11 protein-coding genes and 1 pseudogene are annotated in these 12,776 nt (G+C 66.7%); 4 read left to right on the forward strand and 8 right to left on the reverse strand.

Annotated elements, in window-relative coordinates:
- Positions 1–76: 76 nt before the first annotated feature.
- The 6 genes and pseudogenes from ACRQ5J_RS09525 to ACRQ5J_RS09550 form a co-directional block, all read right to left on the reverse strand.
- Positions 77–1,308: pseudogene (locus ACRQ5J_RS09525) on the reverse strand (argininosuccinate synthase).
- Between the two features lie 101 nt (positions 1,309–1,409).
- A complete protein-coding gene (gene argF / locus ACRQ5J_RS09530) occupies positions 1,410–2,336 on the reverse strand; it encodes an ornithine carbamoyltransferase (protein WP_432382889.1) in 927 nt (308 codons plus the stop codon).
- A gap of 100 nt (positions 2,337–2,436) precedes the next feature.
- Positions 2,437–5,265 carry an ATP-binding protein gene (locus ACRQ5J_RS09535; protein ID WP_432382891.1) on the reverse strand — a complete coding sequence of 943 codons (2,829 nt, stop codon included), beginning with the start codon at positions 5,263–5,265 and terminating at the stop codon, positions 2,437–2,439.
- 52 nt (positions 5,266–5,317) lie between these two features.
- Positions 5,318–6,229 (reverse strand): ribosome small subunit-dependent GTPase A, encoded by a 912-nt coding sequence (rsgA, locus tag ACRQ5J_RS09540; RefSeq protein ID WP_432382893.1) that lies wholly within the window; start codon positions 6,227–6,229, stop codon positions 5,318–5,320.
- Positions 6,226–6,564 (reverse strand): 4a-hydroxytetrahydrobiopterin dehydratase, encoded by a 339-nt coding sequence (locus tag ACRQ5J_RS09545; RefSeq protein WP_432382895.1) that lies wholly within the window; start codon positions 6,562–6,564, stop codon positions 6,226–6,228. Before ACRQ5J_RS09545 ends, rsgA begins: the two co-directional genes overlap by 4 nt.
- Complete coding sequence (locus ACRQ5J_RS09550) at positions 6,561–7,832, reverse strand: M48 family metallopeptidase (RefSeq protein WP_432382897.1); 1,272 nt, start codon at positions 7,830–7,832, stop codon at positions 6,561–6,563. The genes ACRQ5J_RS09545 and ACRQ5J_RS09550 overlap by 4 nt, the downstream gene beginning before the upstream one ends.
- Positions 7,833–7,888: 56 nt before the next feature.
- Here ACRQ5J_RS09550 and orn point away from each other — a divergent pair, with 56 nt between their 5' ends.
- The 3 genes from orn to ACRQ5J_RS09565 all read left to right on the forward strand — a co-directional run bounded on the left by orn (position 7,889) and on the right by ACRQ5J_RS09565 (position 10,516).
- On the forward strand, positions 7,889–8,476 hold the full coding sequence (gene orn / locus ACRQ5J_RS09555; RefSeq protein WP_432382898.1) for an oligoribonuclease: 588 nt from the start codon (positions 7,889–7,891) through the stop codon (positions 8,474–8,476).
- A complete protein-coding gene (locus ACRQ5J_RS09560; RefSeq protein WP_432382899.1) occupies positions 8,476–9,459 on the forward strand; it encodes a DUF1176 domain-containing protein in 984 nt (327 codons plus the stop codon). Before orn ends, ACRQ5J_RS09560 begins: the two co-directional genes overlap by 1 nt.
- 190 nt (positions 9,460–9,649) lie before the next feature.
- Positions 9,650–10,516, forward strand: a complete 867-nt coding sequence (locus tag ACRQ5J_RS09565) for an alpha/beta hydrolase (RefSeq protein ID WP_432382900.1) — start codon at positions 9,650–9,652, stop codon at positions 10,514–10,516.
- Here the strand turns inward: ACRQ5J_RS09565 and ACRQ5J_RS09570 are convergent.
- Both ACRQ5J_RS09570 and ACRQ5J_RS09575 read right to left on the reverse strand, forming a co-directional pair.
- Complete coding sequence (locus tag ACRQ5J_RS09570) at positions 10,500–11,384, reverse strand: cupin-like domain-containing protein (RefSeq protein WP_432382902.1); 885 nt, start codon at positions 11,382–11,384, stop codon at positions 10,500–10,502. The two genes, ACRQ5J_RS09565 and ACRQ5J_RS09570, sit on opposite strands and share 17 nt — an antisense overlap.
- Positions 11,381–11,779 carry a MerR family transcriptional regulator gene (locus ACRQ5J_RS09575; RefSeq protein WP_432382904.1) on the reverse strand — a complete coding sequence of 133 codons (399 nt, stop codon included), beginning with the start codon at positions 11,777–11,779 and terminating at the stop codon, positions 11,381–11,383. Before ACRQ5J_RS09575 ends, ACRQ5J_RS09570 begins: the two co-directional genes overlap by 4 nt.
- A 58-nt stretch (positions 11,780–11,837) precedes the next feature.
- On the opposite strand from ACRQ5J_RS09575, the gene ACRQ5J_RS09580 reads away from it, so the two are divergent.
- Positions 11,838–12,773, forward strand: coding sequence for an aldo/keto reductase (locus tag ACRQ5J_RS09580; RefSeq protein WP_432382905.1), 936 nt, complete (start codon positions 11,838–11,840; stop codon positions 12,771–12,773).
- Positions 12,774–12,776: the final 3 nt, after the last annotated feature.

The following is a 12,776-nucleotide window of genomic DNA, read 5'->3' on the forward strand; positions in this document are numbered from 1 at the left end:
CGCAGGCGGGAATCCATACTGAGGTTGCTCATCAAGCGCTCCGTCGTTCCCGCCTGCGCGGGAACGACGGAGCGGCTTATTGGCCGCGCTTCAGGCGCGCGTTGGCGGCGATGCGCATGCGCAGCGCGTTCAACTTGATGAAGCCGCCGGCGTCGGCCTGGTTGTAGGCGCCGCCGTCGTCGTCGAAGGTGGCGATGGTAGTATCAAACAGGGAGTCGGTCTTCGAATCGCGCGACACCACGATCACATTGCCCTTGTACAGCTTGACGCGCACCCAGCCGTTCACGGTCTGCTGCGTGTGGTCGATCAGGGTTTGCAGCGCGACGCGCTCCGGCGCCCACCAGTAGCCGTTGTAGATCAGCGAAGCGTAGCGCGGCATCAGGTCGTCCTTCAGGTGGGCCACTTCGCGGTCCAGCGTGATCGACTCGATGGCGCGGTGCGCCTTCAGCATGATGGTGCCGCCCGGGGTTTCGTAGCAGCCGCGCGACTTCATGCCGACGTAGCGGTTTTCCACCAGGTCCAGGCGGCCGATGCCATGCTTGCCGCCCAGGCGATTCAGTTCGGTCAGCACCGCGGCCGCCGACAGGCGCACGCCGTTCAGCGCGACGATGTCGCCTTTTTCGTATTCGATGTCCAGGTACTCGGCTTCGTCCGGCGCCTGTTCAGGGCTGACGGTCCAGCGCCACATCGATTCCTCGGCTTCGGCGCTCGGGTTTTCCAGGTGGCGGCCTTCGAAGGAGATGTGCAGCAGGTTGGCGTCCATCGAGTACGGCGCGCCGCCGTTCTTGTGTTTCATGTCGATGGCGATGCCGGCGTCTTCCGCGTACTTGAGCAGCTTTTCGCGCGACAGCAGGTCCCATTCGCGCCATGGGGCGATCACTTTGACGCCCGGCTTGAGCGCGTAGGCGCCCAGCTCGAAGCGCACCTGGTCGTTGCCCTTGCCGGTGGCGCCGTGCGAGATGGCGTCGGCGCCGGTTTCGTTGGCGATCTCGATCAGGCGCTTGGCGATCAGCGGACGCGCGATCGAGGTGCCCAGCAGGTATTCGCCCTCGTACACGGTGTTGGCGCGGAACATGGGGAACACGAAGTCGCGCACGAACTCCTCGCGCACGTCGTCGATGTAGATGTTTTCAGGCTTGATGCCGAACTTCAGCGCCTTGGCGCGCGCCGGTTCCAGCTCTTCGCCCTGGCCCAGGTCGGCGGTGAAGGTGACGATTTCGCATTGGTAGTTATCCTGCAGCCATTTCAGGATGACGGAGGTATCGAGGCCGCCCGAATAGGCGAGGACTACTTTTTAATGTCGCTCATGGTTGATCCCAGTTGGTTGTTGTCGTTCCCGCGCAGGCGGGAACCCATACTCCGCATGGCCCGCACCGGCGGACCGTCCGCCTGCGCGGGAATGACGGGGGTTACTTGTTATCGAGGCGGCCGAGCAGCAGGTACTCGATCAGCGCCTTTTGAATGTGCAGGCGGTTCTCCGCCTCGTCCCACACCACGGACTGCGGGCCGTCGATGACGTCGGCCGCGACTTCCTCGCCGCGGTGGGCGGGCAGGCAGTGCATGAACAGCGCGTCCGGCGCGGCGCGCGCCATCTTGGCGCTGTCGACGATCCAGCCGTCGAAGGCCTTCAGGCGGGCGGCGTTTTCCTCTTCGTAGCCCATGCTGGTCCAGACGTCGGTGTTGACCAGGTGCGCGCCCTCGCAGGCGTCGGAAGGGTTCTTGAAGAAGGTGTAGCGGTCGGTCGACACCAGCGACATGTCCATCTCGTAGCCGTGCGGCGTCGAGACGTTGACGTGGAAGCCGAATACCTCGGCGGCCTGCAGCCACGAATACAGCATGTTGTTGGCGTCGCCCACCCAGGCCACGATCTTGTCCTTGATCGAGCCGCGATGCTCGATGTAGGTAAAGATGTCGGCGGCCACCTGGCACGGGTGATGTTCGTTGGTCAGGCCATTAATCACCGGCACGCGCGAATTGGCGGCGAAACGCTCGATGATGTCCTGGCCGAAGGTGCGCACCATGATGATGTCGCACATGCGCGACATGACCTGGCCGGCGTCTTCCACCGGCTCGCCGCGGCCCAGCTGCGAATCGCGCGTGTTCAGGTAGATGGCGGCGCCGCCCAGCTGGTGCATGCCGGCCTCGAACGACAGGCGGGTACGGGTCGAGTTTTTATCGAACACCATGACCAGCGTGCGGTCGATCATCGGGTGATAGATCTCGTAGTTCTTGAACTTGCGCTTGATGATATGCGCGCGCTCGATGACGTACTCATACTCTTCCAGCGTGAGGTCGGAAAACTGCAGGTAATGCTTGATCGGTTTTTGGATAGGCATAATGACAACTGACAGAAGGCTACGGCTTAGCCGGTCAATTATAAAGGCAATTCGGCGCACCGGGCGAATTACCGCAGATTGTGCTGTCTATACAAACGGTTTAATGGTAGATATGGCTGGTGGACGGCTGCTGGTTTTCCGGCGCCGTCAGCGGCAGGTCCAGCGTGAAGGTGGTGCCGTCGCGCGCGCTGTGCACGGAAATCTGCCCACCCATGAGCGAAGTGATAATGTTGTAGCTGATCGACAGTCCCAGCCCGCTGCCGCCCTGTCCCAGCTTGGTGGTGAAGAAGGGATCGAAGATGCGCGACAGGTGCTGCGGCGCGATGCCGCCGCCGTTGTCGCGGAAGCTGACGTGGACGCGGCCGTCGGCCTGCTGCGCGCGCAGCCACATGCCGCCGCTGGCCTTGCCGGCGAACGCGTGCAGCAGCGCGTTGTTGATGAAGTTGGCGATCACCTGGCCATACGGCCCCGGATAGCTGTCGAGCGCAATCGTGTCCGGCACCTCGACCTCGATGCGGTGGCCGGAGGCGCGGATGCGGTTCATCATGGTGGCGATGACTTCCTGCGACACCTGCGCCAGGTTGAACTGGCGCCGCTGCTCGGTGGTGCGGTCCACCGCCACCTGCTTGAAACTGTTGACCAGGTTGGCCGCGCTGGTCAGGCCGCGCATCACCAGTTCGTGCGCCTTGCGCGTGTCGTCCAGATAGGTCGCCAGTGCCGAGCGTTTCAGGCCGGGGCCATTCAACTGCGCCTGCATTTCCTCGGTCTTTTGCGCCAGCGTGCTGGCGATCAGCAGGCTGTTGCCGATCGGCGTATTCAGTTCGTGCGCCACGCCGGCCATCAACGCGCCCAGCGCGGCCAGCTTTTCCTGCGACACCAGCTGGGTTTGGGCGTCCTTCAGCTGGCGATAGGCCTCGGCGTTATCGAGCGCGATGGCGCCGTAGGCGCACAGCGTGCGGAAGATCAGCCGTTCGCGCTCGCCGTAGGCGTCCACCTCGATCGACTGCACCGTCATCACGCCCAGCGCCCGTTCGCCGACCAGCAGCGGCACGTACAGCGCGCTGGCCATCAGCTGCGTGCCGGGAGCGAGGAAGATGTCTTCCGGTCCCGCCTCGGCGATATAGATTTCGGCGCGCTCGCGCAGGCTGCGGGCGGCGTTGGCGCGCGGGTTGTCGATCTCGATGGTGTTGCCGGCCAGCGGCTGGCCGTGCTCGCGGCCATAGGCGCGGCTGATGGTGTCGCAGCCGGGGTCGCACAGGTAGATCGCCAGCGAGTCGGCCGGCAGCAGCGCCTGCACGTGGCGGTCGAGCGCCTGGAACACGGCGCCGGCGTCGAGGTGGGTGGTGATCTCGCGGCCGATGGCGGACAGCCGCTCCAGCGTGGCGCTGGTCTGCTGCAGCAGCTGCACGCGGCGCGCCTCGGCGGCGGCCAGCTCGCGGTGGTGCAGGCCCTCGGCGCGCGCGTGCTCGGTCTGGTGCTGCACCTGCATGGCGACCGCGCGGTTGGTGGCGTCCTGGCTGTTGGTCCGGGCGCGCGCGGCGGCCGCCCGCTGCGCCGAGGCGTAGGCCTGCTGGTAGTCGCCGATCTGCGCGTATTCGCGCGCCAGCGCGTCGTGCAGGTCGGCCGGCAGCGTGTAGCCGTTGATGTGGCCGGCCACCGCCAGCGCCTGGTGCAGGAAGTGCAGCGTGGCGTTGGGCTCGGTCATGCCGGGCGGCGGCGGCAGCTTGTGGCGCAGGTGGATCAGCGACATCACGCGCAGCGCGGCCACGTGGTTGTAGTTGTTGGCCTGCTGGCGCGCCAGCGCGGCGCCGCGTTCGGCCGCCTCCAGCGCCTCCTGCGGCCGGTCGAGGAAGCACAGCGCGTGCGCCTGGCCGCGCGCGGCGATGCTGAGAAAGTCGGCGTGGCGCAGCGCATGGCCGCGCGCTTCCAGTTGGCGGAACACGTCCAGCGCGGCGCGGAAGTCGCCCTGGTCCAGCGCCAGGTCGCCCAGGTAGTGCAGCGCGATGGCGTACGGGCGCGCGCCGGAAATCGGCGCCAGGATTTGCAGCGCCTCGCGCAGCAGTTCCTCGGCGGCCTCGAAGCGGCCGAGCCGGCGCATATTGTCGGCGGTGTGCATCAGGCAGGCGCCGATGCTGCGCGGCCAGCAGGTCGGGCGCGCCAGATCGAGCGCGCTTTCCAGCCATTCCAGCGCCGCGTGGTGGTCGTTGAGGATGGTGAAATTCAGGCCGATGTTGATGGCGGCGGTGATGGCCATGCGCAGCTGGCCGCTTTCCAGCGCCGCCTCGTAGCTGCGCAGGTAGTGGGCGGCGGCGGCGCCGAAGTCGCTGGACTGGCTGGCCGCCAGGCCCTGGTAGTCGGCGATCCAGCTGGCCACCGCCGGCAGCCGTTCCTCCTCGCGGCTGAAGCGGCCGGCCCAGCGCTGTTGCGCGGCCGGCAGGTCGCGCAGCACGCTCCAGCGCGCGTTGACCGCGTCGGCGATGGCGCAGCGTTGCAGGTCGCCGGCCGCGCGGGCGGCGTCGGCCATCTGTTCCAGCATGGTTTCGGCGCGCGCGTGCTCGCCGCTGTCGATGGCGATCCAGGCACGCAGCCAGCAGGTGTCGGCGCGGCCGAGGTGGAGTTGGAGCGCGTCGAAGCTGGCGCCGGCCCGGCGCGCCTGGGCGTCCGCCGCGTCGAGCTGGCCGGCCAGCCACGCCGCTTCGGCCTGCACCAGCAGCAGGCGCGCGGCGACGGCGTCGGTTTCATCGGGCGGCAGGGCGGCGGCAAGCAGCAGCGCGCGCGCCTCGGCCGCCAGGCGCAGGGCGCGCGGCGTGTCGCGCTGGCGCAAATGCCACGCCAGCGGCAGCGGCAGTGGCAGGCGCGCAGGGCCGTGCACGGAGGGCAGGGCTGCCTCCCAGTCGGCCAACGCGTCGTCCAGCGCAAACATGTCCATCTTCCGCTCCCAGGATCTTGCCCCAAAGCATTATAGACATAAAACCTAGCGTTTAATACAGGGTCTGTGAGGATTCGTGCAACAGCTGGGCGTACAGCGTGTGGCGCATTTTGGCTATCTTGCCGTCCTCGACGGCGGCCAGCACCGCGCATTGCGGTTCGATCAGGTGGCGGCAATTGTAGAACTTGCAATGGCCGAGGTAAGGTTCGAATTCGACAAACGCGCGTTCCAGCATGCCTTCGCTCAGGTGGTAGAGGCCGAATTCCTGGAAGCCGGGCGAGTCGATGATGACGCTGTCCGGCCCCAGGTCCGGCATCGTGTACAGCCGGGTGAACGTGGTGGTGTGCTTGCCGGTGTCGAGCGCCGCCGAGATTTCGCGCGTGGCGATGTCGGCTTCCGGCACCAGCAGGTTGATCAGCGAGGACTTGCCCATGCCGGACTGGCCGATCAGGATCGACGAATTCCCGGCCAGCAGCGGGCGCAGCGTGGCGACCGCGTGCTCCGGCCGGGCCGTGGCCGACACCTCGTGCACCGGGTAGCCGAGCGCGGCATACGGCGCCACGCGTTCGCGGGTGCGCGGCAGCGCGTCCGCGACGTCGGTTTTGTTGAGGATCAGGTGCGCCTTGATGCCGGCCGCCTCGGCCGCCACCAGCGCGCGCGAGACCAGGTCGTCGGTAAAGCCGGGTTCGGTGGCGACCACGATGAACAGCTGCGTCAGGTTGGCGGCCAGCAGCTTGGACTTGTACTGGTCCGAGCGGTACAGCAGCGTCTTGCGCTCCGCGATCTTGTCGATCACGCCCTGGTCGGGCGAGGTCATGGTGATGTGGACGAGGTCGCCCACCGCCACATTGGTCTTCTTGCCGCGTGTGACGCATTGCAGCTTCTGCCCATCCGCCTCGGCCAGATAGTGGCGGCCGTGGGCGGCGATGATGATGGCGGTGCGCTGTTGCTTCGGCGCGCTCATGCCCGGGCCTCGTACAGGCTGTCGGCTCTGGCGGCGCAGATGAAGTCGTTATTGCTCAGGCCGTGGGCCGAGTGCGTGTCGTAGCGGACGATGCAGGTGTTGTAGCTGACGGTCATTTCTGGGTGATGGTCTTCGTTGTGGCTCAGGTAAGCCAGCGCGTTGACGAAGGCCATGGTGTGGTAATAGTTTTTGAAGGCGTAGTTGCGCGCCAGGCGGCCATTGTCGACGGCCCAGTCCGGCAGCAGCGCCAGCAGGCGCGCGGCCTCGGCGTTGTCCAAAGCGGCCGTGGTCGGGCGGCAATGCATGGCCAGCAGGTCGGCGCGGGCGGCGATCATGCGGCCGCCGCCCGGTTCAGTTGGCGGATGCGCACGCTGGCCGGCGGGTGCGAGTCGTAGAAGGCCGAGTGCAGCGGGTCGGGCGTCAGCGTCGAGGCGTTGTCCTCGTACATCTTGACCAGCGCCGACACCAGGTCGCGGGCGTCGGTGTGCTGCGCGGCGAAGGCGTCCGCCTCGAACTCATGCTTGCGCGAACCGCGCGAGGTCAGCGGATTGAACAGGAAGGTGAACACCGGCAGCGCCAGCATGAACAGCAGCAGCGCCATGGCGTCGTTGCTCTGGCCCGGCAGCAGCAGCGGGTTGACGCCGAGGCCGTCGTAGAACCACGGCTGGGTCTTCAGGTAGCCGAGCAGGGCGAGGAAACCGAGCGATATGACGAACATCATGGCGATGCGCTTGATGATGTGCCTGAGCTTGAAGTGGCCCAGTTCGTGCGCCAGCACCGCCTCGATTTCCTGCGGTTGCAAGCGCGCCAGCAGCGTATCGAAGAAGACGATGCGCTTGTTGGCGCCGAAGCCGGAGAAATAGGCGTTGCCGTGGGCGCTGCGCCTGGAGCCGTCCATCACGAACAAGCCCTTGGCGGCGAAGCCGACGCGCGCCATCAGGCCCTCGATGCGGGCCTTCAGCGACGCGTCTTCCAGCGGCGAGAACTTGTTGAACAGCGGCGCGATCACGGTTGGGAACAGCACCATCATCAGCAGCTGGAAGCCGCTCCAGACAAACCAGGTGTACAGCCACCACAGGTCGCCGGCCTGGTCCATCAGGGTCAGCACCACCCACGCCAGCGGCAGGCCGATGAGCGCGCCCAGCAAGGCGCCCTTGAACATGTCGGCGAAGAACAGGCCGCGCGCCATCTTGTTAAAACCGAAACGTTGTTCGAGGCCGAACTGCTTGTAGTAGTCGAACGGCAGGTCGATGATGCCGGAGATCAGCGCGAACGCCGCCAGCAGCGCCAACTGGTAGGTCATGCCGGGACCGGTCGCCTGGAAAATCTGCAGCGACAGCCATTGCAGGCCGCCCAGCAGCGTGAAGCCGATCAGCACCAGCGTATTCACCATCAGCGTCAGCAGACCGTACTTGGTGCGCGCGACGGTGTAGTCGGCGGCCTTCTGGTGCGCGGCCAGCGGTATCTTTTCTGCAAATTCCGCCGGCACGGCGCTGCGGTGCGCCAGCACGTGACGGATATGGCGCGAGGCCAGCCAGAAGCGCACCAGCAGCGTCAAAATGATGAAAGATACGAACAAAATCGAAAACGCGAGTGAATACATTCTGTGCCTGTGAGAAAATGGCAGATTCGGATTAATTTAGCCAAGAAAAGAGAATTATGTCACAAGCTACTGATTTGCCAGAAGGCGCAGCCGCCACGCCACGCCCGAACGAATTCAACCTGGTCTGGGTCGACATGGAAATGACCGGCCTGGAGCCGGACACCGACCGCATCATCGAAGTGGCCATCGTGGTCACCGACATGCACCTGAACGTGCTGGCCGAGGCGCCGGTGTTTGCCATTCACCAGTCCGACGAAACGCTGGGCAAGATGGACGCGTGGAACACCGGCACCCATGGCCGTTCGGGCCTGACCGAGCGCGTCAGGGCCTCGACCATCACCGAAGCCTATGCCGAAGAGGAGCTGATCAAGTTCCTCAAGCAGTGGGTGCCGAAGGGCAAAGCGCCGATGTGCGGCAACACCATCGGCCAGGACCGCCGCTTCATGGTGCGCTACATGCCGAAGCTGGAAGCCTTCTTCCACTATCGTAATATCGACGTCTCGACGCTGAAGGAACTGGGCAAGCGCTGGAAACCGGAAATGGTCAGCGGCTTCAAGAAGGCGCAAAAGCACACGGCGCTGGCCGACATCCTGGAGTCGATCGAAGAACTGAAGTACTACCGCGAACACTTCATCAAGCTGTGATGCGGCGCGCGATACTGGCGCTCGGCGCCTCGCTGGCGACGGCGGCGCAGGCGGGCGAGTTCGTCCACAAGGACTGGGCGGCCGCCTGCGACAACACGCGCCATTGCGAGGCGGTCGGCTATCAGCAGATGGACGCGGACTTGCCCGTCACCTTGTGGCTGGGCCGCGACGGCGGCGGCAACGCGCCGTTGCTGGGCAAGCTGATGGCGTACGCCGAGGACGAGGGCGATAACGCGCGCCTGAGCATCCGCGCCGGCGATGTGGTGCTCAAGGGCATCCGCCAGGACCTGAGCGCAGAGCAGATGGCGCGTCTGCTGCCAGCCTTGAAGAAGGCCGCGACAGCGCAGGTCTCGGACGGCAGGCATCAATGGACGCTATCGCTGGCCGGGCTGAACGCCGCGCTGCTGAAGATGGACGACCTGCAAGGGCGTGTTGGCACGGTGACGGCGCTGGCGCGGCCAGGCGACAAGCCGGCCAGCGCGGTGCCGCCGGCCTTGCCGGCGCCGCTGATGCGCGCCGCGCCGCTGCCGCAGACCAGCGACAGCGACAAGGCTTTGTTGCCCAAGCTGCTGGCCGCGCTGGACGCCGACGACTGCGAAGCCATCGCCAGCGAGGGCGCGTATGGCGACGTCCATCGGATCTCGGCCACTCAGCTGCTGGTGGTGCGCCAGTGCTGGCTGGGCGCCTATCAGGGCGCGTATGGCGTGTGGCGCGTCAACGACCAGCCGCCGTATGCGCCGGTGCGGCTGATGCTGCCGGGCGCCGACGGCAAGGAGGAGGACTCGGCGGTTGAGGCGTATTTCGAACAGGGCGAGCTTAGCTCGTATGCGAAAGGCCGCGGCCTGAACGACTGCGGCAGTTTCCAGCGCTGGCTGTGGACTGCCGACGGTTTCAAGTTGCTGGAATCGTCCAGCGGGCCGCTGTGCCGCGGCATGCCTGGCGGCGGCTTCATGCTGCGCCAGTGGCTGGCGCGCCAGAACTAAGCCGCAACCCCCACCGTCGTTCCCGCGCAGGCGGGAACCCATAGTGCATCAATGAGCAGGCGTTCTATGGATTCCCGCCTGCGCGGGAATGACGGCGGGGGGCGGCTTTTTTCACGGTGGCCTGGCGCACGGTCAAGCCCCAATTGCAGAGATAGAGTAAGGCATCGCCCATGCCCCCACATCGACTGCCATGTCCCGACCTTACCGCCTGCTTGCGCTGGGCCTGCCTTTACTGCTGCTGGCGCTGGCCGCCTGCTCGCCGCTGACAGCGCTGAACGCGCTCTCGCCCGCCGGCGCCACCGACTCCGTAGAAGGCCTGGCCTATGGCGAAGGGGCGCGCCGCAAGCTCGATGTCTACCGTCCGCGCGACCAGCGCGGCCCGGCGCCGGTGGTGGTGTTCTTCTACGGCGGCAACTGGGTTGGTGGAGAACGCGGCGACTACGCCTTCGTCGGCCGCGCATTGGCCGCGCGCGGCATCGTCACCATCGTGGCCGATTACCGCCTGCACCCGGAAGTCAGCTATCCCGATTTCCTGCGCGACGCCGCCCAGGCGGTGGCCTGGGCGCACCGCGAGGCCGCCCGCTACGGCGGCGACCCCCGGCGCCTGTACGTGATGGGCCATAGCGCCGGCGCCTACAACGCCGCCATGGTGGCGTTGGACGAACGCTGGCTGCAAGAACAGGGCATGGCGACAGCCGACCTGCGCGGCTGGATCGGCCTGGCAGGCCCCTACGACTTCCTGCCGATTGAAAATCCCACCACCAAGCCGGTCTTCCATTTCCCTGATACGCCGCCGGACTCGCAACCGGTGCGCCACGTTGCCGCCGGCACGCCGCCGGCGCTGCTGATCGCCGCGCACAAGGACAAGCTGGTGGAGCCGGAACGCAATACCGGCCAGCTGGCAAAGCTATTGCGCGCGCGCCAGGTGCCGGTGCGGGAGCTGTACTACGGCAGCGTCACGCACACCACGCTGGTGGCGTCGATCGCCGCGCCGCTGCGCTGGCTGGCGCCGACGCTGGACGATGTGGCCGCCTTCGTCCTCAAGCCTGGCGCATGACGAACGGCACCCCGCGCGCCCAGCGGTTGGACGACAGCGAGAACGTCAGCGCGTGCACCTGGTGATACCAGCCGGCCGGCACATACAGCATGTCGCCGGGCCGCACCACCACTTCGATCATCGTCGCCTGGCGCGCCAGCGGGTAGGCCGCGTAGTCGGGCGATTCCGGATTGAACGGCGAGCCGAACAGCATGGCGCTGGCTTCCTTCACGTACAGGAATTCATCGTGGTGCGGCGGCGACAGGAAGATGCGTTTCTCGCCCCAGACCTGGGCGAAGATATTGTCGTCGTAATCGCAGTGCAGCGGCGTCAGCGTGCCGGCCGGGCCGATCCAGAAGCGCGGCGGCCCCATCTTGTCGAAGTAGCCGGGCCAGTGGCACATGCTGTTCAATTCTTTCAGTTCGAGGTTGCCGAGATAGGGCGGCAGGCCTTCGCTGCCTTCGGCCAGATCGAGGTAGGCGGCCATGGTCATGTCGCGCATGGCGCGGTCGGGCGCGAAGGCGGTGCTGATGTAGTCGCCGACGCGGGCGCGTACCGCCATGTGGCCGTGGCGCTCGCGCAGGATGCTGTGCGGCTGCGCGGCCAGCGGCCAGCGGTTGACCACGCCTTCGATCAGGAACGGCAGGCCTTGCGCGGCGCGCTCGCGGAACTGCGCCGCGCCAGGCGCCCGCAGGCGCGGCACGGCGGCGATGGCCGGCAGCGTGCGCGACGCCTGCCTGATCGCCGCGCGCATCTCGTCGATGGAGCTGACGCCGCGCACCTGCGCGTCGCGCTGCGCGCGCGCCAGCCTGTTGGCGGCGGCTTGTTCAGGGGTTTCGGTGGCCAGCACGCGGGGCGGCAGGGCTTTGGTGGTTCGGGATGTGGTCACTGGCAGTTAAAATCGTCAAGATGGGGCGCGTCGCTCGGTTTGCCGGCCTCCACCCATTGTAACTTGGCCGACAGGAAGGCGAGGGCGTTGTCGATGCTCTGGCGCTTTGCTTCCAGCCTGCCGATCTGCTTGCGCAGCACGTCGGCGGTGCGGGCGTCCGAGCGGGCGCCGTTGCGGTACTCCTTGTTCAGCGCGGCGATCTCGGCCAGCGAGTAGCCGAGCGACTGCTGTAGCCGGATCATGCGTGCGGCGGTGAGGTCGCTGTCGCTGAAAATCTGGTACGGGCGCGAGCCGCCCCTGGCGCTGCGCTTGGGCGCGAGCAGGCCCTTGTCGATGTAGAAGCGGACCGTGTCGACCGACAGGCCGGCGGTTTTGGCAAATTCGGAAATCAGCATATGCTTGACTATGGACTTAACTCCACAGTTATAACACAGGTTTTTGAGGAGAAGTCTGATGAGCGATATCGATTGGGGCGTGCAGGGCCTGGGCTGCATGGGCATGAGCGAGTTTTACGGCGACACCGATCCGGCCGAGGCGCGCGCCACGCTGGCGCTGGCGCTGGACTGCGGCGTGCGCATGTTCGATACGGCCGATATGTACGGGCTGGGCGCCAATGAGGAGTTCCTGGCGCCGTTCGTGCGCGCGCACCGCCAGCGGGTGCTGATCGCCACCAAGTTCGGCTATACGCGCACGGCGGCAAATCCCGATGACTGGGGGCTGGACAACCGGCCCGCCTATATACGCGGCGCGGTCGAGCGTTCGCTCAAGCGCCTTGGCGTCGACACCATCGACCTGTATTACATGCACCGCCGGCAAGCGGATGTGCCGATCGAGGATTCCGTCGGCGCGATGGCGGACCTGGTGGCGGCCGGCAAGGTACGTTGGCTGGGCTTGTGCGAAGTCAGCGCGGACGAGTTGCGCGCGGCGCATGCGGTGCATCCGATCAGCGCCCTGCAATCGGAATGGTCGGTGTTCAGTCGCGGCCTGGAAGGCGCGGTATTGGACGTGGCGCGCGGGCAGGGCACGGCCGTCGTTCCGTTTGCGCCGCTGGGGCGCGGCCTGCTGACGGGCGCCGCGCTGGCGTTGGACGCCGGCGACGCCCGCCGCCACTTTCCGCGCTTCCAGGACGGCAACCGCGACGCCAACCAGGCATTGGCCGCGCAGGTCGCCACGCTGGCCGCCGGGCGCGGCATCAGCGCCGCGCAAATGGCGTTGGCCTGGCTCTACACCCGCGCCGAGGCGCTGAACGTGAAGGTCGTGCCGATCCCCGGTACGCGCCGCCGCAGCCGCCTCAGCGAAAACCTGCAAGCGGCCGCCATCCGCCTCAACGACGCCGAAATGGCCGCCCTCAACCAGCTTGCCGCCAGCGTGCGGGGCGTCGGCGTGTAAGGC

The organism is Duganella sp. P38, assembly GCF_050859475.1.
Lineage (GTDB): Bacteria > Pseudomonadota > Gammaproteobacteria > Burkholderiales > Burkholderiaceae_D > Rugamonas.

Bases quoted from the DNA above. Each gene is read 5' to 3' on its own strand.
- ACRQ5J_RS09550 (WP_432382897.1), bottom strand. From the start codon at position 7,832: ATGTATTCACTCGCGTTTTCGATTTTGTTCGTATCTTTCATCATTTTG.
- argF (WP_432382889.1), bottom strand. From the start codon at position 2,336: ATGCCTATCCAAAAACCGATCAAGCATTACCTGCAGTTTTCCGACCTC.
- ACRQ5J_RS09565 (WP_432382900.1), top strand. From the start codon at position 9,650: ATGTCCCGACCTTACCGCCTGCTTGCGCTGGGCCTGCCTTTACTGCTG.
- ACRQ5J_RS09575 (WP_432382904.1), bottom strand. From the start codon at position 11,779: ATGCTGATTTCCGAATTTGCCAAAACCGCCGGCCTGTCGGTCGACACG.
- ACRQ5J_RS09545 (WP_432382895.1), bottom strand. From the start codon at position 6,564: ATGATCGCCGCCCGCGCCGACCTGCTGGCCATGCATTGCCGCCCGACC.
- orn (WP_432382898.1), top strand. From the start codon at position 7,889: ATGTCACAAGCTACTGATTTGCCAGAAGGCGCAGCCGCCACGCCACGC.
- rsgA (WP_432382893.1), bottom strand. From the start codon at position 6,229: ATGAGCGCGCCGAAGCAACAGCGCACCGCCATCATCATCGCCGCCCAC.
- ACRQ5J_RS09560 (WP_432382899.1), top strand. From the start codon at position 8,476: ATGCGGCGCGCGATACTGGCGCTCGGCGCCTCGCTGGCGACGGCGGCG.
- ACRQ5J_RS09535 (WP_432382891.1), bottom strand. From the start codon at position 5,265: ATGGACATGTTTGCGCTGGACGACGCGTTGGCCGACTGGGAGGCAGCC.
- ACRQ5J_RS09580 (WP_432382905.1), top strand. From the start codon at position 11,838: ATGAGCGATATCGATTGGGGCGTGCAGGGCCTGGGCTGCATGGGCATG.